Annotated in this window: 24 protein-coding genes; 11 read left to right on the top strand and 13 right to left on the bottom strand. The window is 33.9% G+C overall.

Annotated elements, in window-relative coordinates; genetic code table 11:
• The first annotated feature begins 9 nt into the window (after window positions 1-9).
• From ftsB to A9G32_RS03600, 5 genes are read left to right on the top strand one after another with little or no spacing between them, the layout of a single operon-like run.
• Window positions 10-306: a cell division protein FtsB gene (gene ftsB / locus A9G32_RS03620; RefSeq protein ID WP_065590839.1), complete on the top strand. Its 297-nt coding sequence runs from the start codon at window positions 10-12 to the stop codon at window positions 304-306.
• Complete coding sequence (gene ispD, locus A9G32_RS03615; protein WP_065590840.1) at window positions 306-1,019, top strand: 2-C-methyl-D-erythritol 4-phosphate cytidylyltransferase; 714 nt, start codon at window positions 306-308, stop codon at window positions 1,017-1,019. Before ftsB ends, ispD begins: the two co-directional genes overlap by 1 nt.
• Before the next feature lie 4 nt (window positions 1,020-1,023).
• Window positions 1,024-1,509 carry a 2-C-methyl-D-erythritol 2,4-cyclodiphosphate synthase gene (ispF, locus tag A9G32_RS03610; protein WP_034910022.1) on the top strand — a complete coding sequence of 162 codons (486 nt, stop codon included), beginning with the start codon at window positions 1,024-1,026 and terminating at the stop codon, window positions 1,507-1,509.
• 18 nt (window positions 1,510-1,527) lie between these two features.
• Window positions 1,528-2,553 carry a tRNA pseudouridine(13) synthase TruD gene (gene truD / locus A9G32_RS03605; RefSeq protein WP_065590841.1) on the top strand — a complete coding sequence of 342 codons (1,026 nt, stop codon included), beginning with the start codon at window positions 1,528-1,530 and terminating at the stop codon, window positions 2,551-2,553.
• Between the two features lie 5 nt (window positions 2,554-2,558).
• A complete protein-coding gene (locus A9G32_RS03600; RefSeq protein WP_065590842.1) occupies window positions 2,559-3,185 on the top strand; it encodes a protein-L-isoaspartate(D-aspartate) O-methyltransferase in 627 nt (208 codons plus the stop codon).
• Window positions 3,186-3,287: 102 nt separating this feature from the next.
• On the opposite strand, the gene pnuC is transcribed toward A9G32_RS03600, so the two are convergent.
• Both pnuC and nadR read right to left on the bottom strand, forming a co-directional pair.
• Window positions 3,288-3,977, bottom strand: coding sequence for a nicotinamide riboside transporter PnuC (gene pnuC, locus A9G32_RS03595; protein ID WP_065590843.1), 690 nt, complete (start codon window positions 3,975-3,977; stop codon window positions 3,288-3,290).
• A 6-nt stretch (window positions 3,978-3,983) separates the two neighbouring features.
• Window positions 3,984-5,216, bottom strand: a complete 1,233-nt coding sequence (nadR, locus tag A9G32_RS03590; protein WP_065560946.1) for a multifunctional transcriptional regulator/nicotinamide-nucleotide adenylyltransferase/ribosylnicotinamide kinase NadR — start codon at window positions 5,214-5,216, stop codon at window positions 3,984-3,986.
• Between the two features lie 236 nt (window positions 5,217-5,452).
• Here nadR and A9G32_RS03585 point away from each other — a divergent pair, with 236 nt between their 5' ends.
• Both A9G32_RS03585 and recD read left to right on the top strand, forming a co-directional pair.
• Window positions 5,453-7,039 (top strand): DUF4139 domain-containing protein, encoded by a 1,587-nt coding sequence (locus A9G32_RS03585; RefSeq protein ID WP_065590844.1) that lies wholly within the window; start codon window positions 5,453-5,455, stop codon window positions 7,037-7,039.
• A 20-nt stretch (window positions 7,040-7,059) separates the two neighbouring features.
• Window positions 7,060-8,910, top strand: coding sequence for an exodeoxyribonuclease V subunit alpha (gene recD, locus A9G32_RS03580; RefSeq protein WP_065590845.1), 1,851 nt, complete (start codon window positions 7,060-7,062; stop codon window positions 8,908-8,910).
• A 100-nt stretch (window positions 8,911-9,010) separates the two neighbouring features.
• Here the strand turns inward: recD and A9G32_RS03575 are convergent, their stop codons facing one another.
• The 11 genes from A9G32_RS03575 to A9G32_RS03525 form a co-directional block, all read right to left on the bottom strand.
• Window positions 9,011-9,736: an amino acid ABC transporter ATP-binding protein gene (locus A9G32_RS03575; RefSeq protein ID WP_034910011.1), complete on the bottom strand. Its 726-nt coding sequence runs from the start codon at window positions 9,734-9,736 to the stop codon at window positions 9,011-9,013.
• Complete coding sequence (gene gltK, locus A9G32_RS03570; protein ID WP_065590846.1) at window positions 9,733-10,413, bottom strand: glutamate/aspartate ABC transporter permease GltK; 681 nt, start codon at window positions 10,411-10,413, stop codon at window positions 9,733-9,735. Before gltK ends, A9G32_RS03575 begins: the two co-directional genes overlap by 4 nt.
• Window positions 10,410-11,150: an amino acid ABC transporter permease gene (locus A9G32_RS03565; RefSeq protein ID WP_065590847.1), complete on the bottom strand. Its 741-nt coding sequence runs from the start codon at window positions 11,148-11,150 to the stop codon at window positions 10,410-10,412. Before A9G32_RS03565 ends, gltK begins: the two co-directional genes overlap by 4 nt.
• A gap of 90 nt (window positions 11,151-11,240) precedes the next feature.
• Window positions 11,241-12,149: a glutamate/aspartate ABC transporter substrate-binding protein gene (locus A9G32_RS03560; RefSeq protein ID WP_065590848.1), complete on the bottom strand. Its 909-nt coding sequence runs from the start codon at window positions 12,147-12,149 to the stop codon at window positions 11,241-11,243.
• Between the two features lie 227 nt (window positions 12,150-12,376).
• Window positions 12,377-13,918 carry an apolipoprotein N-acyltransferase gene (gene lnt / locus A9G32_RS03555; RefSeq protein WP_065590849.1) on the bottom strand — a complete coding sequence of 514 codons (1,542 nt, stop codon included), beginning with the start codon at window positions 13,916-13,918 and terminating at the stop codon, window positions 12,377-12,379.
• Complete coding sequence (corC, locus tag A9G32_RS03550; protein ID WP_065590850.1) at window positions 13,911-14,783, bottom strand: CNNM family magnesium/cobalt transport protein CorC; 873 nt, start codon at window positions 14,781-14,783, stop codon at window positions 13,911-13,913. The genes lnt and corC overlap by 8 nt, the downstream gene beginning before the upstream one ends.
• A gap of 117 nt (window positions 14,784-14,900) precedes the next feature.
• Complete coding sequence (ybeY, locus tag A9G32_RS03545) at window positions 14,901-15,368, bottom strand: rRNA maturation RNase YbeY (RefSeq protein ID WP_065590851.1); 468 nt, start codon at window positions 15,366-15,368, stop codon at window positions 14,901-14,903.
• An 18-nt stretch (window positions 15,369-15,386) separates the two neighbouring features.
• Window positions 15,387-15,857: a 23S rRNA (pseudouridine(1915)-N(3))-methyltransferase RlmH gene (gene rlmH, locus A9G32_RS03540; RefSeq protein ID WP_065590852.1), complete on the bottom strand. Its 471-nt coding sequence runs from the start codon at window positions 15,855-15,857 to the stop codon at window positions 15,387-15,389.
• A gap of 4 nt (window positions 15,858-15,861) precedes the next feature.
• A complete protein-coding gene (rsfS, locus tag A9G32_RS03535) occupies window positions 15,862-16,176 on the bottom strand; it encodes a ribosome silencing factor (protein WP_335339987.1) in 315 nt (104 codons plus the stop codon).
• Between the two features lie 377 nt (window positions 16,177-16,553).
• Window positions 16,554-17,354: a YdgH/BhsA/McbA-like domain containing protein gene (locus tag A9G32_RS03530; protein WP_065590854.1), complete on the bottom strand. Its 801-nt coding sequence runs from the start codon at window positions 17,352-17,354 to the stop codon at window positions 16,554-16,556.
• A gap of 357 nt (window positions 17,355-17,711) precedes the next feature.
• The gene (locus tag A9G32_RS03525) at window positions 17,712-18,323 is read right to left on the bottom strand and encodes an NUDIX hydrolase (RefSeq protein WP_065590855.1); all 612 of its coding nucleotides are present in this window, start codon (window positions 18,321-18,323) and stop codon (window positions 17,712-17,714) included.
• A 92-nt stretch (window positions 18,324-18,415) separates the two neighbouring features.
• On the opposite strand from A9G32_RS03525, the gene A9G32_RS03520 reads away from it, so the two are divergent.
• The 4 genes from A9G32_RS03520 to A9G32_RS03505 all read left to right on the top strand — a co-directional run bounded on the left by A9G32_RS03520 (window position 18,416) and on the right by A9G32_RS03505 (window position 23,331).
• Window positions 18,416-20,920, top strand: a complete 2,505-nt coding sequence (locus tag A9G32_RS03520) for a class I adenylate cyclase (protein WP_141672783.1) — start codon at window positions 18,416-18,418, stop codon at window positions 20,918-20,920.
• 219 nt (window positions 20,921-21,139) lie between these two features.
• Window positions 21,140-21,712: an RNA polymerase sigma factor RpoE gene (rpoE, locus tag A9G32_RS03515; RefSeq protein WP_034909980.1), complete on the top strand. Its 573-nt coding sequence runs from the start codon at window positions 21,140-21,142 to the stop codon at window positions 21,710-21,712.
• Window positions 21,713-21,762: 50 nt separating this feature from the next.
• On the top strand, window positions 21,763-22,341 hold the full coding sequence (locus A9G32_RS03510) for an RseA family anti-sigma factor (RefSeq protein ID WP_065590857.1): 579 nt from the start codon (window positions 21,763-21,765) through the stop codon (window positions 22,339-22,341).
• A gap of 6 nt (window positions 22,342-22,347) precedes the next feature.
• Window positions 22,348-23,331 carry a MucB/RseB C-terminal domain-containing protein gene (locus A9G32_RS03505; RefSeq protein WP_065590858.1) on the top strand — a complete coding sequence of 328 codons (984 nt, stop codon included), beginning with the start codon at window positions 22,348-22,350 and terminating at the stop codon, window positions 23,329-23,331.
• Window positions 23,332-23,347: the final 16 nt, after the last annotated feature.

Here is a 23,347-nt window from a genome sequence, read left to right as displayed (position 1 = left end):
ACTAAATTCATGAGAAGATGGAAGCTACCTTTATTGTTATTAGCTGTACTGGGTTATCTGCAATATTCTTTATGGTATGGCAAAAATAATGTGTACGATTATCAAGATAATGTAGAAATGTTAGTCAATTTGCGTGCCGATAATGAGAAGTTAAAGACTCGTAACGAACAGATGTTTGCTGAAATTAACGATTTGCAACGTGGCTATGAAGCAATAGAAGAGCGTGCTCGTAGTCATTTGGGTATGGTTAAACCTGATGAATATTTTTATCGAATTATAATTGATTCGGATACTAAAAAACGATAATGCATAACTTGAATAATCTTAATGATATCATTGCTATTGTACCGGCAGCAGGAGTTGGTTGCCGTATGAATAGTCAAATCCCTAAACAATATCTAAAAGTTGGTTCGAAGACCGTTTTAGAACATACTCTAAATAAATTATTAACGCATCCTCAAATCGCTCAAGTTATTGTTGTGATTAGCTCAGAAGATAATATATTTAATACCCTTTCAATTGCTCAGCACGATAAGATTAAAGTTGCTTTAGGTGGCAAAACTCGAGCTGATTCTGTTTTAGCCGGATTAAAATTGCTAAATGATGAACAGTGGGCTTTAGTTCATGATGCGGCAAGACCTTGTGTGACTCATTGTGATATTACTCGGCTGATTGAAACAGTAACAACTAAAAAACAAGGCGGTATATTAGCCACTCGTGTTAGTGATACGATTAAGCGAGCTTGTCAAAATAATGATACCATTATTGATTATTCTGAAGATCGGACTTATTTATGGGGCGCTGCTACTCCTCAACTGTTTAATGCTGGCGAACTAAAATCATGTTTGCAACAAGCTCTAAATGATCATGTTGCCATCACTGACGAAGCTTCAGCCATTGAGTATTGTGGTGGGCATCCTTTATTAATTGAGTGTCGTGGGGATAATATAAAAATAACCCGTCCTGAAGATTTAGCATTGGCTACTTTTTATTTAACTAAGCAGATTCCAAATAGGTAAAAGTATGAGAATAGGTCATGGATTTGATGTTCATAAGTTTGGTGGAGAGGGTCCTATAACTCTTGCTGGGGTAAAAATTCCTTATCAATATGGCCTTGTTGCTCACTCTGATGGTGATGTTGTGTTACATGCAATAACCGATGCTTTAATTGGCGCATTGGCATTAGGTGACATCGGTAAGCTATTTCCTGATACAGATCCTAAATATAAAGGTATAGATAGTCGAATATTATTGAAAGAGGTGTATACCCTTGTTCAAGCTAAAGGTTATGAATTAGTTAATTTAGATACTACTATTATTGCCCAAGAACCTAAAATGCGACCGCATGTTGATCAAATGCGAGTTAATATAGCAGAAGATCTGAAAGTTCATTTTGAACAAATTAGTGTAAAAGCAACAACAACTGAACAATTAGGCTTTACTGGGCGTAAAGAAGGCATTGCTTGCCAAGCGGTAGTGTTATTAAGTAAAAAATCCGAAACAGTTTAAATTATACAATAGGCAATAATAGTGTTAGCACAACTTAATTATTTATATGGCAAACCGACCACTAAAGGACAATACAAGCAACAATACGAAGATTTTAATGTGACAGAAGATCTTGGCTTTGAGTTGACTGGTGAAGGCGAACATGTTTTAGTTTTTTTGCAAAAACGTGATTGTAATACCATTTTCGTGGCTGAGCAGTTGGCTAAATATGTGGGAATTTCAACCAAGCTAGTAAGTTATGCTGGTTTGAAAGATCGCCGAGCGGTGACTGAGCAGTGGTTCAGTTTACATATGCCAGGTCAACAAACACCAGACTTTTCTGCATTTAATTTGGCGGGTTGTAAAATATTAAAAGTCACACGGCATAATAAAAAATTAAAAATTGGCGCATTAAAAGGTAATTATTTTAAAATAATTTTAAAATCGTTAAATAGTCAATCTGAAATTGAATCTAAATTAGCATTAATCAAACAGCATGGCGTGCCTAATTATTTTGGTGAGCAGCGTTTTGGTCGTGATGAAAATAATATTACTCAGGCTATAAAATGGGCCAATGGCGAAATTTCGGTTAAGGATCGAAAAAAACGTAGCTTTTATCTTTCCGCGGCGCGAAGTGCGATTTTTAATAATATTGTCAGTCAACGCATTACCCAAAGTTTGCATCAAACCGTGCTCAATGGCGATATATTACAATTAGCGCATCGTGGTAGCTGGTTTATTGCTCAAGCAGACGAATTAGTTCAGTTACAAATGCGTTTAGAACAAGGCGAGATCAATATTACTGCACCAATGGTGGGGGATTCACCACTAGGTACATTATTTGATGCGCTGGAGTTTGAGCAAAAATGTTTAGAAAGTTGGTCTGAATTTAATGATCTATTTAAAAAAGAGCGAGTAGAAACAGCAAGACGGTCAATATTGTTACGAGCAGAGCAGCTTAATTGGCAATGGTTAGATGAGCATAGTCTCGAACTCAATTTTTATTTGCCATCAGGTTGTTATGCAACAAGTGTGATACGTGAACTAATAATAGAAAATGAGTAGCCCAAATGCAAAATCTAAAAATGCAATCCCTAATTGAATTCTTACGGCAACAAGGAATAAAAGACGAGCGCGTTTTAGATGCTATTGCGTCAATTCCTCGTGAACATTTTGTTGATGAGGCGCTTTCGCATCAAGCTTACGATAATCGTCCATTGCCAATAGGAAGCGGTCAAACTATTTCTCAGCCTTATATCGTAGCAAAGATGACTGAACTATTAAAATTAGAGCCTAATTCAAAAGTACTTGAAATTGGAACAGGGTCGGGATATCAAACGGCTGTTTTAGCAAAGTTAGTCGAAAATGTCTGCTCGGTAGAACGAATAAAAAGTCTACAATGGAATACTAAACGCCGTTTAAAGCAACTTGATATTCATAACATTGCAACACGCCATGGTGATGGTTGGTTAGGTTGGCCTGAACGTGGACCATTTGATGGCATCATTGTTACAGCCGCCGCATCTGAAGTGCCACAAAGCTTACTAGAACAGTTAGCCGATAAAGGACGTTTAGTTATTCCTGTTGGCGAAAATAAACAGGTTTTACAATTAATTGAGCGTGATGGAGATAATTTTGTAGCTAAAAATATGGGCGAGGTTATATTCGTGCCTTTGGTTAAAGGGGATGTTGAATAATTAGACTGCATCTCAAATAAAAAATAGAAAATAAAGCACTTATTTTCTATTTTTATACTTAAACACAGTCTTTCCTGAAACTTTTTAACAAAATTAGAATATTTACTCTGGCTGCTCAGAGCGTTTCCATTCACAAATTCCATAAATGGCATTAAACAGATAAATTAAATATTGTGTTGCGATAATGATATTGTCGGTATAGATATTTAAACCAATTACCAGTACATTTAATATAACCCATAAATACCAGTTAAACGCATATCGCATCATCAATAATAATTGAGCAACAATGCCTAGACCAAATATAAAACAGTTAGTTATTAGTTGGTAGGTTGTATTAGTTACACCAATTTTATCCGTTAAATAAATATTAATAAAAGCGGCAATAATAAGAAATATGATTGTATATAAAAATGTGGTTTCATTGAGTGAGCGAACTTTAACGTTTTTATTATTATCAAGGTTCTTTTGCCAAGTGAATAAACCATAGATGTGTGAACAAAAATAGTAGACTGGCGGTAGTCCTGCACCAATATTGCCGCCAAGAACATTAGCACAACATTCTGCAACTACGGCAAACATACCTAATACATTTCCCATGTTTTTACGTTTTGCTAATAAGATAACGCATAGCAGACCGCAAAAAGCGCCTATGTAAGAAGTAGCATAGCGTAAATCAAATTCAGTAAATGGGTCAGTGTATAAAAATGCTAGTGTTACACATAATATACAAAAAAATGGATAGAATTTATTACGTCCAATTAAAATGGCAAGATTGCTTAATTTATTCATAATTTATTACTCTTCATCATTAATAAGTTGATTAACTAGTTCAATGCAGCGTAAATAACGTTCTTCGTAATCGGGAGATTCTATTTCTATATATTTGATATTATTTTTTTCTAATAACGTTATTAATAGTTTTTGAAAATCTTTACGTTGTTTTGGACTGCCTAAATGACGTAAACCATCAGCGACCCATGGCGTGTTATTACCGAGTAAAATCACTAAATCAAAACGATAGTTATTGATCATAGCTTGTAAAAATGGATGTTCTTTACCTTCATATTTTTTACAAAAAGCTTGAGTTGTCACAAAATCGGTATCAATAAACGAAACTTTATTGGCATGTTTTATGGCAAAATCGATATATTGTGCATGCCCTAATGCGATTTTATCGTAGTCAGCATACTGTAATGCGCGTTCGTCCCCGCCAAGTTGAGAAAATACATAATCCCGACCATATTCCCATGCACTGGTTGTGTTAAATACGTTTGCGAGTTTATTAACTAAAGTTGATTTACCACTAGATTCTCCCCCTAAAATGGCAACTGTTCTAACAAAAAAAGGTCTAACTTCGGTTGGAATGTATTGCCAGTTTTTCAGCGGTGCTTGACGGATTTGAGTACCACTTATTTGCATAAATTGTCGTTTTGGATCAATTAAGACTGTTTCTAGATCAAACAAATCTTTATACATAGCGACATCTTGCGGTTCACTTGAATAAACATAATCTGGTTTTATGCCTTTTTCTTGAAATAGTTTCTTTACTCGTTCACTCCATTCATGCCAGCCATTTGGGTAAGCTGGAATACCGTCTTCTTCTAATAATTCAATGTGGATATTTTTTTGATATTTAAAAGTTTGCAGTAGCCAACGAATTCTATCATTAATAGTTGGTTGGCGAGACATAGCACTTTGTTTAAAAAGCGCTTCGTCGCGTTGTGTATCAGAGCAAAGAATAACATATAACTCATCAACCTGACTAATTGCTCGCTGAATAAGATAAATATGCCCAGTATGTAAAGGATAAAATTTGCCAAAAATCACACCCACTTTTTTATTTTTGGTTGGTTCTTCAATTTGTAAATATTGATGAAGTGATTGTAATTTTTGTGCGCTCGGATTTTTAATTTTATCATTAATGAGTTGACTAAGATAACCTTTAGTCATTTGGCAAGCATCAGCTACAGTTTGTAAAGATATATTCTTACGTTTGATTGCTTTTTTTAGATAACTGAAGTTACTCATAGAGCCCCCTTATTTTGTTTTTTATTTTAAACAAAATATAAATCATTTTTATTTTTTGTTCAATATATTAAACGAAAAATAATTTATTTTTTTTACAACTATGCTAAAATTAATAGCAATTAAACAGATAGAATAATTACTTTATTACCATTGTTAGAGAGAATCATGTGCCATTTAACTTATAACATAATTATTTTTAAATAGTTATGAATTAGTTTTTATTTCAAAGGAACTATATGAAAATTCAGGAATTAGCTTTTTTAATTGCATTTGCTTCTAGCAGTGTTTTTGCAAACAATAATGTAACACTTAATAAAGTCACGCTTTTTTTGCAAGGTGCAGAATTACAAGGGCAATCAACAGTGTCGTTGACCAAAGGGGAAAATGAAATTTTATTGACTGGAATTGCTGATGGTGTCAAGGCTAATTCAATTAATGTGGGATTTGGTAATGATGCTAATGTGAAAGTATTGTCAACGTCATTAGATGATAGTTATGAAGGTGATAATAAAGAAAGTGAAGATATTAAGCCTTTACTTAATGAGTTAAAACAGTTACAAGAAAAACTTGATACCACTGGAGTGCAATTAAAAGCCGTATCTGAACAAGTTAACCTTTTGCAAGGCAATCGTTTGGATCAATTGGTTAAAAATGCAAATGATAATTTTAGTGAAATGAAAAATACTTTGGATTTTGTCAAGAGCAATTTAGTTTCGACATTAAACGAACAAAACAGACTCCAAAAAGAAGTCAATCAAATAGAAGAGCAAATAGCACAATGCCAAGATAAGATCGATAAACAGAAAGCTTTGATAAAAAACACAACCAATGCAATTATCGTGAAAATTTATTCTGATAAAGATGTTACACTGCCAGTTACCTTGTCCTATGTTACGAATAAAGCTGGTTGGGCGCCGATTTATGATGTACGTGTTACTGATGTCAGTGCTCCGTTACAACTAACATATAAAGCCGATATTTATCAAAATAGTGGTTTAGATTGGCAAAATATTGATTTCAGTTTATCAACTTCTAAGCCAAGTGAAGGCATAACTGCTCCAAATTTAAACCCTTGGTATATTGACATGTATATTGAAAAAGGTGGGTTTTTCTTCTCTAAGAGTGAGAAAGATTATGATGAAATCAGTGCAAGAAAGTCAAGATCAGTTTACGCTAATGATGATAATGCATTAACCAATACATTGGGTATTAATACCCGTTTTGAGGTTAAATTACCTTATACCATTAAATCCAATAGTAAGAATAATATCCTTACATTACAAAATAAAGAAGTTCAAGCAGAATATCATTATATTGCTATTCCTAAATTAGATAACAGTGTGTACTTACAAGCACAAATTATTGATTGGGATAAGCTTAATCTTTTACCAGGAAGGTCGACAGTCTTTTTTAATGGTAATTATGTTGGCGAAAGCTTTATTACCACTAAAGATCTAAAAGAGACACTCGATATATCTTTAGGAAAAGATAAAAATATTTTTATTTCACGTGACCGTAATGTTAATGAAACATCAAAACCTTCGTTATTTGGTAATGATATTTCACAAAAATATGCTTATACCATTGATGTAAAAAATGCCAAAACACTGCCTATTGATATTGTTGTTTATGATCAACTACCAACGATAGTCAATAAATCAGTTTCACTTGATGATGCAAAATATGACGGTGCAAGCTACAATAAAGAAACAGGCGAATTAGCATGGAAATTTAAGTTAAACCCAAGTGAAAATAAAAATCTTAACTTAAGTTTTAAACTGACTTATCCAAAAGATAAAGTTAACGATATAATTGGTTTATAAGTTAATAACAGAAATAGAATATGTTAAACGAGTGGTTAAACCAATTTAAACAAGATAGCCAAAGTAGTTTGCTTGATATTCATTTGGCAACGTTTTTAACACATAAAGCAAGGTTAAATGATGATATTACTACCAAACGTTTTAGTTTTTTGGTTCTATCACTAAGTAAAGAGGTTAGATCGGGTCATGTTTGTCTAGATCTTGCTTATTTAGATGCATCAACGATTGAATCACAGCTTTGGTTACAATTAGATTCGCCAAATGTGCAAGATTGGAAAATTGCTCTTGAACAAGCTTATGATAGTCAGGTTGTGAGTGATGGAACAAATTTGTCTCCGCTTATTTTTATTGAAAATAAACTTTATTTTCAAAGAATGTGGTTAGATGAACAAAATGTAGCTCAATATTTCAATCATACAGCTTTAGATAAAGAACTTAGCTACAATACTGATTTAACCACTGTACTTAATCAACTTTTTATTCAGAATCAAACCGAAATTGATTGGCAAAAAGTAGCAGTTGCTGCTGCGTTAACGCGCAAAGTTGCTATTATTTCTGGTGGACCAGGTACGGGTAAAACAACTACTGTTGCCAAAATTTTAGCCGGAATTTTGTTAACCAATCCGCATGCTCGAATTATTACATCGGCACCTACAGGAAAAGCGGCATCAAGGTTAACCGAATCACTGAGTCGCACAATCGAACAACTCGATTTTGCATCACTAAATATAAAAGCAGAAGCAATCACTTTACATCGTTTATTAGGTGCAAAAGCAGATAATCGTTCATTTAAGCATGATAAGAATAATCCATTGCATGTCGATGTGTTAGTCATTGATGAAGCATCTATGGTTGATTTAAATATGATGGCAAGAGTAATTGAAGCATTACCTAATTCTGCTCGTTTAATTTTGTTAGGTGATAAAGATCAACTCTCATCAGTTGAAGCGGGAGCTGTGTTTGGTGACCTTTGTACCTTTATTTCGCATGGTTATAGCAAAGCACGGGCAAAAGAGCTAAGTCAATTGACTGGTTATGATGTACCAGCTTGCCAGCAAACAGCAAAAATTACTGATAGCATTTGTTTATTACAAAAAAGTTATCGTTTTAACGAATCATCTGGTATTGGCTTGTTGGCTAATGCGGTCAAAGCTGGGTGCTCAACTTCTGTTAAAAAATTATTATTAGATGAATCATTGAGTGATATTCAGTATCATGCTCTTTCTTCACAACAGGCTTATGAAGATGTTTTACACGAGAGTATTAATCATTATAAGCATTATTTAAATGCGATTAAGCAGAATGGTACTGATGATATAGCGTTGGTTTTATCTAAATTTGCTGAATATCGCTTACTTTGTGCTGTCAGAGAAGGACATTTTGGTGTCGAAGGTTTAAATAAACAAATTGAATTACTTTTAGCCAAAAATAAATTAATTTATTTGAAAAATAAAGAAGCATGGTATGTTGGTCGACCCATCATGATATTACGTAATAGTGCTTCATTAGGGCTATATAATGGTGATATTGGCATTACATTAAAAGCCGAGCATGATAGTTCAAAATTGCGTGTTTATTTCCCTTTTGCTGATGGATCTATTAAAGGATTTTCTCCATTCCGATTACCCGAACATGAAACGGCTTATGCCATGACAATTCATAAATCACAAGGTTCAGAATTCGATGATGTAAATATTATTTTACCAACTGATAATTCGCCGTTACTTAATCGTTCTTTACTTTATACTGCTATTACCCGTGCTAAAAAAACGGTTTCAATTTATGCGACTGAAGCTATCTTGTTACAAGCAATTAAATCACAAACGCAAAGACATAGTGGTTTAGTCAGTTTATTGCAAAATAATAGCTGATTCTGTTTTGATAAGCATATTTGAGTTTATTTTTTGAAAGATGATGTGTAATTCGAGGAAGAAATAATAAAACAGGGCTAAAAGCCCTGTAATAATTAAATTAATGGATAATTTTAGCTAAGAAGTCTTTAGCACGATCTGATTGTGGATTAGTAAAGAACTGCTCTTTTGAGGTATCTTCAATAATTTCACCAGCATCCATAAAGATAACTCGGTGGGCTACCTTACGCGCAAAGCCCATTTCATGAGTAACCACCATCATAGTCATACCTTCATAAGCCAGTTCAACCATAACATCTAGCACCTCGTTTACCATTTCAGGATCTAGTGCTGAGGTTGGTTCATCAAACAACATAACAATAGGATCCATACATAACGCACGAGCGATCGCTACACGTTGTTGTTGACCACCAGAGAGCTGAGCAGGGTATTTATCTGCATGGGCAAGTAAACCAACACGCTCTAAAAGATTAAGCGCTTTTTCTCGAGCTTCTTCGTCTGTTCGACCTAACACTTTAATTTGTGCAAGTGTTAGATTTTTTAAAATAGTTAAATGTGGAAACAGTTCAAAGTGTTGAAATACCATACCTACTTTGGAGCGTAATTTAGCTAAGTTAGTCGCTTTATTTGTAACTTCTGTTCCATCAATAATAATTTTGCCTTTTTGTACAGGCTCTAAACAATTTACAGTTTTTATCAGGGTTGATTTTCCTGAACCTGAAGGACCACAAACAACAACAACTTCGCCTTTACCAACTCGAGTGGTGCAGTTTTTTAATACCTGAAATTGTCCATACCATTTTGAAATATTTTCTAAGGAGATCATCGAGTAATCCTTTTCTTAAAATAATTAACTAGACGTGAAACGGTGAAGCAAATAACAAAATAAACTGCCCCTGTAAATAATACCATTTCAACAATTAAACCATCTCTATTGCCTACAATATTAACCGCACGATAGAAGAAATCCGCTAAATTTAATGTATAAATAAGCGTTGTATCTTGGAATAATATAATCCCCTGCGTTAATAATAATGGTGCCATAATACGAAATGCTTGCGGTAAAATCACCATTCTTAATGCCTGACCTTTAGTCATGCCTAGTGCTAATGATGCACTGATTTGTCCTTTAGATACACTTTGAATACCAGCCCGAATAATTTCTGAATAGTAAGCTGCTTCAAATAATGCAAAAGCGATCAATGCTGACACAAAACGTATATCTGTTGTAGGCGGAAGATTTAAAATTTTTTCTAATAGTTGAGGCACAAGCAAATAAAACCAGAGCAAAACCATCATTAATGGAATTGAACGGAATATATTTACATAGCATAAAGCAAACCAATGTAGCACTTTAATCGAAGAAAGTCGCATAATGGCAAGTAGCGTTCCCCAAATAATACCAAAAATTACAGCGGTAAGTGTTATCTCTAAAGTTAATAACATACCTCTCATGATATAAGGTAAATTAGGTAGGATTTGTCCCCATTCTAAATCCATCATGATTTACCTCCTAATACGCCAGGAAGTCGTACTTTTTTCTCAATATATTGCATAGTAAACATTATAACGACATTGATAAGTACATACCCAAATGTAATAGCTATGAATGATTCATAAGGTTGACCTGCATGTTCAAGCAATTGGTTTGCTTGTTTGGTTAATTCGACGTAACCAACAGTTGAAGCAACAGCCGAGTTTTTAACCATATTTAATATTTCAGATGTTAACGGCGGTAGAACACGTCGATAAGCGTTTGGTAATAAAATATATAAATAGGTTTGTTTTAGGGTTAATCCTAATGCAATTCCTGCACTTTTCTGACCTGTAGGGATTGACTGAATAGCAGCTCTCACTTGTTCACAAATACGTGCACCTGTGAATAATCCTAATCCTATGGTTGACATTAATAAAGTAAATATCATAGGGTCAAGACTATATAACCAGTCACGGATAGATTCTGGTACCAACGCTGGTACAACTTCAATCCAAAAGAATAAGTGAATGATTAACGGGATATTCCTAAAAACTTCAACATAACATGTACCTAAGCCAGATAAAAAGCGGTTAGGTAATGTTCTCAGCACACCAAATAGCGAACCAACCAAAAAGGCAACAGTTCCTGATGTAATAACTAGCAATATGGTCATTTGGAAACCTAACCACAACCAGCCTAGATACGTTGTATCCCCAAATGGTGCTGGTTGAAGAAAAATCCCCCAATTCCAACTTGTTGTCATAAATACTCCAACATGTAAAAAAAATGTAAATAGTACTAAATAAAATGATGGACGCAGTTACCTACGTCCTTATGGGAAAATATCTGCGTATTAATCTAATGCTTTATCATTAGGATGAGCGAAAAGTTCTTTCATCTCAGAAGACATATCAAAGTTCATATTTAACCCTTTTGGTGGAATAGGTTGTTTAAACCAACGGTTATATGACTTTTCGGCGACACCTGATGTTTGTGCTTCTGAAATAGTTTTATCGACTAAAGCTTTAAATTGTGGGTCTTGTTTACGCAACATACAACCATAGGCTTCATAAGATAATGGTGTACCTACAATTTCCCATTGTTCAGTTTTTTTTGCTTTGGAGCGTTCACCTGCTAATAATGCATCATCGATAAGAAATGCTGCTGCTCGTCCACTTTCAAGTGTGCGAAATGCATCACCATGATCTTTGGTTGCAATAATACGAATATTTAACCCTTTTTCAGTATTGATTTTGTTGAGCATAACTTCGGATGTTGTACCTGAAGTTACGACCACATTTTTACCTTTCAGATCGTCAATATCTTTAATATTGCTACTAGTTTTAACTAAAAAACGAGTGCCAACAATAAAGATCGTATTTGAAAAATCAACTTGTTGTTGACGAGAAAGATTATTGGTTGTTGAACCACATTCAAAATCGTAAGAACCATTTTGTAACAGTGGAATACGGTTTTGAGAAGTCAGCGGTAAGTATTTAACTTGCAAGTTAGGCATGTTTAACTCTTTTTTTACCGCATTAATAATAAGATCTGAGTAATCTTGAGAATAACCAACAACTGTTTGGTTATCACCATAATATGAGAATGGGACTGATGATTCTCTATGTCCTACGACAATCACACCATTTTCTTTTACTTTAGCTAGTGTACCAGTTAATTCATCGGCAAATGCGGTACTACTTACTAGACCTAACATTGCAAATGATAACACTAGTTTGGTTAATTTTGTCTTTTTGTTCATACTCATCTCCTACTGTTTATTTTGTATCATATTAAATAATTTTAACATTTTTACAAAGGGCATATATTATAACTTATTTTTTAGCATAAAAGTACTTTTTACTGTTTATTTATCTATTATTGGAGCTAGATGTAACCAGCAATTAACGCAATATTAGATTACTTGATTACATCAAGACTTATTAAAACCCAATTATATTTAAGCAATAATTATGCCAGTATAGTGAACTATAAACGTTTTTTTATAAAAAGTGAGATAAACATTAATGACATCACAACTAAATAAGGCCAATTCCCCCATATAGCATAAGGCGTTAGGCCAGTTGTTGGTGATACAGATGCAGATAATGCGCCTGTTTCAAATTGCGGTAATTTTTTAACAATATTACCATGTGGATCAATGATTGCTGTAATCCCTGTATTAGTACTACGAATTAAAGGTCTACCAAATTCAAGCGCTCTAGCTTGCGCCATTTGTAAATGTTGTTTAGGTCCAATACTATCACCAAACCAAGCATCGTTTGAAACAGTAAGTAAAAAATCTGTATCTGGAGAAAAATTTTGCCATATTAAATTAGATAAAATCACTTCATAACAAATGGCTGGGGTAAATTTAAAGCCTTTTATTTGTAATTGAGGTTGTTTTGTTTCGCCAGATTTCATTGAGGACATAGGAATGTTGAGCAATTCAGCAATTGGTTCAAGTACTGATTCTAACGGTGTAAACTCCCCAAAGGGCACTAGATGGTGTTTTTTATAACGGTTGATAGTTGGATATTGATAAGGCTCCTTTTCTCCTAATACTAATAAAGTATTGTAGATATATCCATTAGATTGATAACCTTCTTTACCAAAGCGATAATCAATAATACCAACAGCTATTTCAGAATCATGGGCTCGGGCTTCGTTATCTAGATATTGTAAAAAAGATTGTTGATTTATTTCGTAATCGGTGATGCTAGCCTCTGACCAAATGATAATTTTATCTTTACCAAAGTTTTTTTTAGTCAGTTTTGTATAGGTTTGTAGTGTGTTGTTAAGTTGTTCTCTTGTCCAACGAATTGACTGCGAAATATTTCCTTGAATTAAAACAAAATTAGCTGAACGAGTGTCATTAACTTTAGTCCAATTAATATTATTGAATAAAATTGGTGCAAATAAGATCGCAAGTAGTGCAATAAATGCACCAAGCGTGTGCCTTTTTGGCGTTTTGCTATTTATTGTCTTTATGCAATAAACAAATAATCCGCATAAAATTGTTAGCAGTAAATTAACACCATCAATCCCCAATATAGGAAAATAGCCTTTTAACGGACTATCTAGTTGGCTATAACCGAGTTGCAACCAAGCAAATCCGGTTAAAATATACCCTCGTAAGAATTCGGTTAATTGCCAAAGCACAGGAGCAAGAAATATAAGTTGTTTAAATGAAAATTGTCCAGCAAAACGATTTGCCATCCTTAATAGAAAAGCAAATAGCATAGGATAGAGTGACAAGTATAGGATTAAAAAACCTAAAATGATAATAGCAATGGGAGCGGGTAACTCTCCATATTGCTTAATACTGATATAAACCCAATGGATCCCAGCGGCAAAATAGCCAATGCCCCAACTTAATCCCAGTAACATAGCTTGTTTTTTAGAGCTATCGGCAATCAGCCATAAAAGACCGGCAAACGATACAAAAGCTAAAGGCCAAATATGAAATGGAGCATAACTAAAAACTGCTATACCACCAAAAATTAGGCTTAATAATATTTTTTTAAGCATTTTCAGGTAACTCTAAATTAGGCACGGTAGCCCCATCAGGAATAGTCACATGCAATTGAATGATTCGTCTTCGATCTGCAATGGTAACTTTAAATTGATAGCCGTCAATGGTAATGATTTCACCGCGTAAGGGTAAGCGTCCAAAATGTTGCATTACCAGTCCTCCAATGGTATCCATCTCATCATCACTAAAATCAGTTGAAAATATTTCATTAAAATCTTCCACTGGAGTGAGGGCTCGCACAGTATAAACCGATTGCGTTAAGCGACGAATATCGCGATCTTCAACTTCATCATACTCATCTTCAATATCGCCCACGATGAGTTCTAAAATATCTTCAATAGTCACAAGCCCCGAAACACCACCAAATTCATCAATAGCCATTGCCATATGATAGCGCTGCATACGAAACTCTTTTAACATATGATCGACACGTTTACTTTCGGGAACAACAACGGTTGGTCTGAGAATTTTTTTAAGATCGAAATTATCAATACCTTGGCGAATAAAAATCAAAAGATCTTTAGCCAATAAAATGCCTTCTATGTGATCTCTATCTTCACTAATAACAGGATAACGAGAATGCCCATGTTCAGAAATAATATCTAGACACTCATCAAGTGAATAATTGTCTTTTATGGTAACAATTTGAGAGCGGGGAATCATAATATCGCGAACGCGTTGTTCTGCTATATCCATTACCCCTTCAATCATATCCAAGGTATCAGGATCAATAAGTTCGTTTTCTTCCGCTTCGCGAATTACTTCGATCAATTCTTCTTTATCTTTGGGTTCTGAATGAAATAACTGACTTAACCATAATGCAAACCCTTTTTTAGGTCTCCGGTGATTATCATCACTCATTTGTGCTTTTCCTTTCTTACTTTATTATTAATTTACTATTTTTGGCTTAGTTTACTTAATTTACTTACTAAAAAAGTTTGCAAAATAGCATATAACTAAACGACCTATCGTACATTTCTATTCATCAATGGGTTGATAAGGATCTTCAAACCCCAACTGCAGCATAATATCAATTTCGATATTTTCCATTTCTTCAGCTTCTTCGTCAAGAATATGATCATAACCGAGTAAATGCAAACAACCATGCACAATCATATGTGCCCAGTGCGAAGTTAATGATTTATGTTGTTGCTCAGCTTCAGCTTCAACCACTTGCTTACAAATAATTAGATCACCCAATAAAGGAACATCGATCTCGATTGGGGATTCAAACGGAAAAGATAAAACGTTAGTTGGTTTATCTTTATGACGATAGGTACAATTTAATTGCTGACTTTCTTGTTTATCGACAATACGGATAGTGAGCTCGGCGTTATCCATAAACTGAGGTAAAATAACCTCTAACCATTGCATAATTTGCGCTTCGGTAGGCAAATTCTGGTTATCTTCTGTAGCAATTTGCAAATCTAAAATAATTGCGCTCATCATATTTACCTTACTTTATTATTCACGATGATAAGGATGATTAGTGGTTAAACTCCATGCACGGTAAAGGCTTTCAGCTACAATAACCCGCACTAAAGGATGAGGTAGGGTAAGTGGCGACAGTGACCAACTCTGTTCCGCCGCCGCTTTGCAAGAAGGAGATAACCCCTCAGGTCCACCAATTAATAAACTCACATCACGGCCATCTACTTTCCAACGTTCTAATTGTTCAGCTAAATTATGCGTTGTGTAAGGTTTACCTGGAATATCAAGAGTCACAATGCGATTGCCTTTACTACAGGCACTTAACATTGCTTCGCCTTCTTTATCTAAGATCCGTACAATATCTGCATTTTTGGTACGTTTTCCAGCGGGGATTTCAATAAGCTCTAAAGGCATATCTTTAGGAAATCGTGATTGATAATCATTAAAAGCAGTGGTAACCCAGTTTGCCATTTTATTGCCAACAGCAATAAGCTGTATCTTCACGTGATTAACTCCAAAGCTTCTCAAGTTCGTAAAGCTGACGGCTTTCTTCTTGCATTATATGTACAATGACCGCATCCATATCAACTACGACCCAATCGGCATCATTTTTACCTTCGCTACCTAACACCAAATGACCTTGTTTTTTTGCTTCATCAAGTAAATGGTTAGCAATAGAGGAAACATGACGGTTTGAAGTGCCAGTACAAATAATCATATAATCGGTAATACTTGATTTGCCACGAACATCAAGGGTAACAATGTCTTTTCCTTTTAGATCATCAATCTTATCAATAATAAAATCTTGTAACGACTGTTGCAAAATAATCTCTCTAATTAATATGCTTAAATTAAGTTGGTATTATAACATAATTTATTAAAATTATAGTTATGATAAAAACGAATTGAAAAGAACCCAAGCTATTTAAATAATGAAATATGTTTTAATTATAAAGAAATAAATATGTGTTATTTGTATTGTTAAGTTTTAGATGTATGATTTAATTAAGGTAACTAAAATGTAGATTATTTTAACATTAGTTTGGTTTGTTGTTCTAATCCTTAATTTCTTTACAAGTTTAATCTAGGTTAAAAAAATAAAAACTTTAATAAAATTAATTCTAAATCTGAGGTGTTTTTAGTCAAAGCCCACGGGCAAGTAAAATTGCTCACGTGGGTTTATTTCAGTTACGTACAATCTTATTTATATAGATCTATAAAAACAGTTTGTGCAGTGCTTGCGGGGTTAGATGATACTTCTTTTACATAATAAAAGTGCGCACCATTAGCAACTGCATGTTTTTGTGCGGCGGCACTGATTTCTGCTGTATTGTTAAATACACCATGGAAGCTAATAGTACTAAATGGCGTCATGTGTTTAAATGCTTCGCTACTAATTTCGTAGGCATCTTGACCTGCTATTGCTGTTGTGACGATATAATCCCTAACGGGTGCGTCTTGTTTGTATAAAGCAACTTCGATATTTTCTGCTTGGTTTCTAATATCATCAGATGAAATTGAATCGATATAAAACGCATAGGCATTTTTTTCAGCGGCTAATTTACTTGCAGCTTCGGTAATTTCGGAAGTGTTATTGTAATTACCTTTAAATTTAACAACATCAAATGGTAAATAGTAAAGAGCTTTTGAACGTTCATAAGAAACCACGCCATTATAAATAGTTTCATTTTTCTGTACGGCTATTGGTGCGTTAGATTTGTAAATATTGGCATAAACAATCGCACGATCTGAAGAAGTTCCATTAGCTGGACTTTCCATTGCAGTAATATAGTAATATTTAGCACCTGCTTCATCGGCAGCGCGAGAAATATCTTTAGCAGCATTTTCGGCTTGTAAATAACTTCCAGTTACTGAAATTTCTTTTAATGGTACTAAATGACTACTTTCTTTAGCAGTTAATGGCTCAGCAGCATAAAGACTAGCAACAGGTAATGATAACAATACGGCTAATGCAATAGAGGATTTGGTAAAACGTTTCATAATATATTCCTTCATTTTTGAATTATTAAAATAGAAAATCGTTGTTTAACGCTTATTTTATTTGCAAATACATTTATTGATATTACTTCGAAAGTATTCGAACTGGCAGAGCTCCTGATGTGTTGTCCTTGTCTACTTGTAAAAAGCGTTAAGACATTAATAGTTGTTTTGGTAGGAAAAAATAGTAAAACAACTTGTTATTGTTATAAAACGTTCAGTAATAATCCTCAAGTTCTTTTAATCAAATAGAAGGGTGCCTAGCATTAATTGTTTAAAATGAAATGAATTGTCAAAAAAAGAGTTAATTTGAGCTAATTAAGAATGTTAATATTTTCTAAATTATATTTTTCCTACAGATTATTCTCTAATTCTTTCAATAAAGAATTTAAGGATTTGTGCAGTTAATCCCCAAATAACCCGATTGTGATACTGATAATAATAGACAGAATACTCAGCTCTTTTTTGCCATTTAGGTGATCGGTTTACAATGATATCAAAAGGGAAATCATCAGAAGGTTTATGCCCGACAAACATTGTTGCACGCTGAGGGGGATTTTGAATAAACCACTCAATAGGAACGGTAAAAATCTGTTCGACTTCATCATGATTTAGTTTCAGATCATCAAGTGAATTGATTGTGCCAACAAATGGATAAATAGCCATACCTAATGTTGCAATAAACTTGGGTAATGCTCCTAAAATTGTTATGTGCTTAAAGGGGATACCCAATTCTTCAACTGTTTCACGTTTAGCTGTGTATTCGGGATTGGTATCAGATAATTCCACACGCCCACCAGGAAAGCAAATATCTCCAGGTTGCCATTTTAATTTTCTAGATCTAATTTGAAATAAAAGATGCAATTGATGATCAATATCAATAATCGGCAATAATACTGCAGCTTTATTATCGATAAATTTTGTGTTTTCTTTTTTTTGCATCTGTTTAGCAATATTTTCAATTGTTATCATAATTATTCATTTTATTTAGGGTTTAAATTTTTGTTCTATTTACCTTACACAAATAACATGCTAGATTTAATAGTAGCGTTAAATTAATACGCGTGTTTTATCTAATTGAAGCCATGCAATATTATATCAATAACATAAAAAAAGAGCTTGAAGATCTTGCCAAATTGAAACGTGAGCGTGCTATCATTGGTATGTCTCCTGAATTTCAGCAGGTATTTTTATTACTTCCTGCGCTTTTTCATTATCACACACCTAAATTACCAGGATATATGGAAGGCGATATACCTTCAGGTATTGCTTGCTATCAATTGTCGGATGATGTAAGTAAACGGCTTAAAACTGAATTCGATTTTATTCCATCCACTAACGAAAATAAAATAATTAACATCCCAGCCATATCCGCTTTATATACAATGGGAAGTACCTGTTCTATTGGACAGTCAATTCAATCTGATCTTGATATCTGGATATGCATTGAAAACAATTTAACAGATCAACAAAAAGAAGCCTTACAACAAAAATGCCGTTTGATCGAAGACTGGGCAGCAAATTTGCAAGTCAAATTAACGTTATTTGTGGTAGATGCTGATCGTTTTATTAATAAACATCATGAATGCCTAATGGGCGAAAATTGCGGAACTGCACAGCATATTTTGTTACTTGAGGAGTTTTACCGTTCCGCAAGTTTATTAGCTGGCAAATACTTGTTGTGGTTTGCAATACCTTATAATTTCACCGTAAATAACCTTACTTATCCTACTTATGAAAAGTGCGTTCAAGCGATGGTTGATCTTAATTTAATCGAGCGAGAGCAATGGATTGATTTTGGTCCACTAACTGGATTATCAGCTCAAGAGTATTTTGGCGCAAGTTTATGGCAACTTTATAAAAGTATTGATTCACCTTTTAAAGCGGTACTTAAAACCCTATTATTAGAAGCGTATTCATGGATTTACCCACAAAATAAACCAGTTGCTTATCAAATGAGGGAACTGATTCAAAAAGGCGAAATTCATAAAGGGATGTACCTAGATTCTTATTACATGCTGTTAGACAGAATTAGTAAATACCTCATTGAAATTAATGATTATGAACGACTTGAATTAATTCGTAATTGCTTTTATTTGAAAGTGAACGAAAAACTTTCTATCCCAACACAATTGCCGTCATGGCGACGCTCTATTTTAAGTGAGTTAGTTAAAAGTTGGGGATGGGATGGTCAACAAATTGCAAAATTAGACGCAAGTCAAGCTTGGAAAATAGGGCAAGTCCGAGAAATACACGAAATCTTATTACACACTATGATGTCAGGCTATCGAAATTTACTCAATTTTGGTCGTCGTAATAATTTAGACTCATTAATTAGTCCTCAAGATCTGGCAATATTAACACGTAAGCTCTATGCTGCTTTTGAAGTATTACCGGGAAAGATTACAACGTTAAAGCTCAATATATCTGATAATTTACAAGAGGAAGCCTTAACTTTTATTCATGTTGCAGAAGATCGCATCAATCGAGCAGGATGGTACGTTTACAATCAAAAACCCATGTTGCACTCAATTATTGGCCATCAATATCTTGAATATAGCAAATACTTAGTAAAACTTGTAGGTTGGTGTTATTTTAATGGCTTAATTGCTGATAGCACTCACTTTTATTATCATGATGGTGCAAACAGAAATAATTCGAAAATTAATAAATTGATCGCAGATCTAAAAAATTACTTTCCTACTGATGTGCCAGCAGCAACTGAAGAACAGTTATATGGACCATGCGAAATTCGTCACTTAGCTATTATTTTAAATTTAGAAAACGATCCGACCGCTAACATTGAATTAGACGATGAAGTGACCAATAGTGTACTTAATTATGGTAAAAACGAAATCAGCTTAGTGGGATCAATTGATCTTCTATATCGCAATTCGTGGAACGAAATTCGTGTTCTCCATTTCAGCGGTGCACTATCAGTGCTTCAGGCGATTAAGGAATTACTAAATCGAATGCATAAAGATGCTGATTTACCCAATTTTCTCAAAATCTTTTGTTATAGTGAATACCTGAGCGACGAAATCAAACAACAAATGAAAAAGTTAATGGATGAATGTATTGATTTACGTTTAACTACCACACAAAATAACTCAACGCAAGTAAAACCATTAAGGATCGGTGGAGCTTCATGGTATCTATTTTTTGAGCGATTAGGGGTATCATGTCATCAATTTGAAAATGCGATTGATTTTTATGGTGCAGTATCAAATAACAAAATACAAGGTAGGCCACTAAACATTTTAGACGAAACAAATGAACTACCAAAAGAAATTGATAGCGTGGCTTATGCCGGGATCATACAATTCTTTTTTGAAAATACTGATTCAGGTTTTGATCTTTACATTCTAAATGAACATAACCAAGTTGAAATATACCGTAATTGCAACGGTTCAATAGATAATATGGTTAAAGATATTAACGAATTTTATATCTTATCTGACGATCGTTTTTCATTTACTACCAGTAGCTCAGTTAATTTTAATCTACCTCAATTTTATCAAATTACTTATAATGAGCATGATGAAAGACAGATTATCCCGCTTAATTAAAAGATCGGCAAACGATCTAACTTGGATGTAATCATGTCAAAAAGTTTCAGGTAACTATGTGTTTTAGTATAAAAATAATAAAAGTTTACAATTAATAAGTAAAATAATTAAATTTCTATTAAAATAATGGGAACTTTTTTCTAATTTAAGAATCTAACTGTATGTCTGCACAACTTTGGGCCGATTGACAGTTATTAACAAAATAAGGAAAGGCCTTTAATGGGGGAGCAAGTAACAGACCAAGTATTAGTAGATCGCGTTCTTAATGGAGACAAAAACGCATTTAATTTACTTGTTGTTCGTTATCAAAACAAACTGGCTCATTTGGTTTCTCGTTATGTATTAGCGTCCGAAGTTCCTGATGTTGTGCAAGAGACTTTTATTAAGGCATATCGATCATTAAGTCTTTTTAAAGGTGAAAGTGTTTTTTACACATGGCTGTATCGAATTGCAGTCAATACAGCAAAGAACTACTTAACGTCTCAAGGACGACGGCCACCATCATCAGATATAGATGCTAGTGAAGCCGAAAGTTACGAAGGTGCAGATTCATTAAGAGATCTTGATAATCCTGAAAATTTAGCACTTTCAGACGAAGTAAAAAAAACAGTATTTGCAACGATCGAAGCATTACCTGATGATTTAAAAACCGCAATTACATTGCGCGAAATCGAAGGTTTAAGCTACGAAGAAATCGCTCAAATCATGGATGTACCAGTTGGCACAGTGAGATCACGTATTTTTAGAGCTCGTGATGCAATTGATGAAAAAATTAAACCATTACTCAGTTAATGGCTACAAACAAATGAATAAAGAGTAGTCATAAATTTAAGGTATTTACTATGCAAATAGAACAGAAAGAGCAACTTTCATTACTTATGGATGGTGAGTTTACAAACGACCATATTGTTGATGAAGTATTAAATGATGAAAGTTTGCAATCATGCTGGCATCGTTACCATATTATCAGAGATACAATGCGAGGTGAATTACACAGTAATTCATTAAATCATAGTAGTTCATTAAATTTAGATATCTCTAGTCAAATTGCTCAAGCGATAGCAACTGAAGATTTATACAATCAACCTATTGATCAACCTAATATTGACACAACCACGCCTCCAAAAGCTGAAAACCTAATTTGGATCCACGTTAAAGACTTTATAGGCAAAGTGAGCCAAGTTGGACTTGCAGCTTGTGTCACTCTTGGAGTTATTGCAGGTGTACAATATAATCAAGGACAAACAGATAGTACCAGTGCAAGCCCTACATTAAATACAGTACCCGTTGGTGTAAGTGTGGCTCCTGTAGGTGGCATTCATCAACAAAACGATCAACAATTACTTGAAAAACGACAATACGACAAGATCAGATTGCTTGTACAAGATTATGAATTGCAAAAAAGATTAAATGCACACTAATTTTAAATGAAATCATCAAATTATTTTATCAAACATTTTATAAAACAGAGCCGAAAAATAATATTCGCTCTGTTTTTTGCATTTTATTCAGTATCGATTTATGCTAACGATACAGAAGATGCTTTTGCGTTATTAACTAAAATGAATCACGCTGTACAAACGCAAGATTACCGCATTTACTTCGTATCTCAAGATAAAAATCAATATGCAACCACATTCGAATATAGCCATATAGGAGCGCCTGTAAAAGAAGATATTAATGCCTACTTGCGCTATCTAGAAGGCTCTGATAAAGAGATCATCTTACATAAAGGCATAACCAGTTACTTTCAACCTAATAGTTCATCGTTTTCTATCACTAGCTCACGAATTATCGAAGCTTTCCCTGACGTTGTTTATAATAATTTTAATGACCTTAAAGAAGTTTACGATTTTATTTTCCTAGGGAAATCAAGAACAGCTAATCGAAGCGCTAAATTAGTTAAAATCATAGCCAAAGAACAGGACCGTTATAGCTATGTAATTTGGATTGATGATGAAAACAGTTTACCAATTAGGATCGATTTATTAGATCAAAATAGCGACATCATTAATCAAATAAAAGTAATACAGCTAGATAAAAATTTTGATAAAAAAGAGCAACTAGATTATATCAACAGCCGAACTTACCCAATCTTATTATCGATCGAAAAACAAAATAATGCCCTTGACCAATGGCGACTAGCGTGGTTACCTAAAGGATTTAAAGAAGTAGCTGCTTATAATTTGAATTTTTACAATTCTGACATTGCTACTAAATTGTTTTCAGATGGCGTATTTTCATTTACAGTTAATATCTCATCTGATCAAGCTAAACAAGCTAATCAAATTATTCAACAAGGTGGAAGGACTATTTTTTCAACCAACTTAGGTCATAAAAATATTATCATCATAGGTAATTTACCGCGTACTACAGTTGAACGTATTGCACAAAACATTGTTCAGAAATAAACGCAAAGTTCTCGAT

Source organism: Gilliamella sp. Gris3-2 (assembly GCF_001690345.1).
GTDB classification, from domain to species: Bacteria; Pseudomonadota; Gammaproteobacteria; order Enterobacterales; family Orbaceae; genus Gilliamella; species Gilliamella bombi.
Note: the sequence above shows the minus strand (reverse complement) of the source record. Positions and strands in the feature narration are given on the sequence as shown.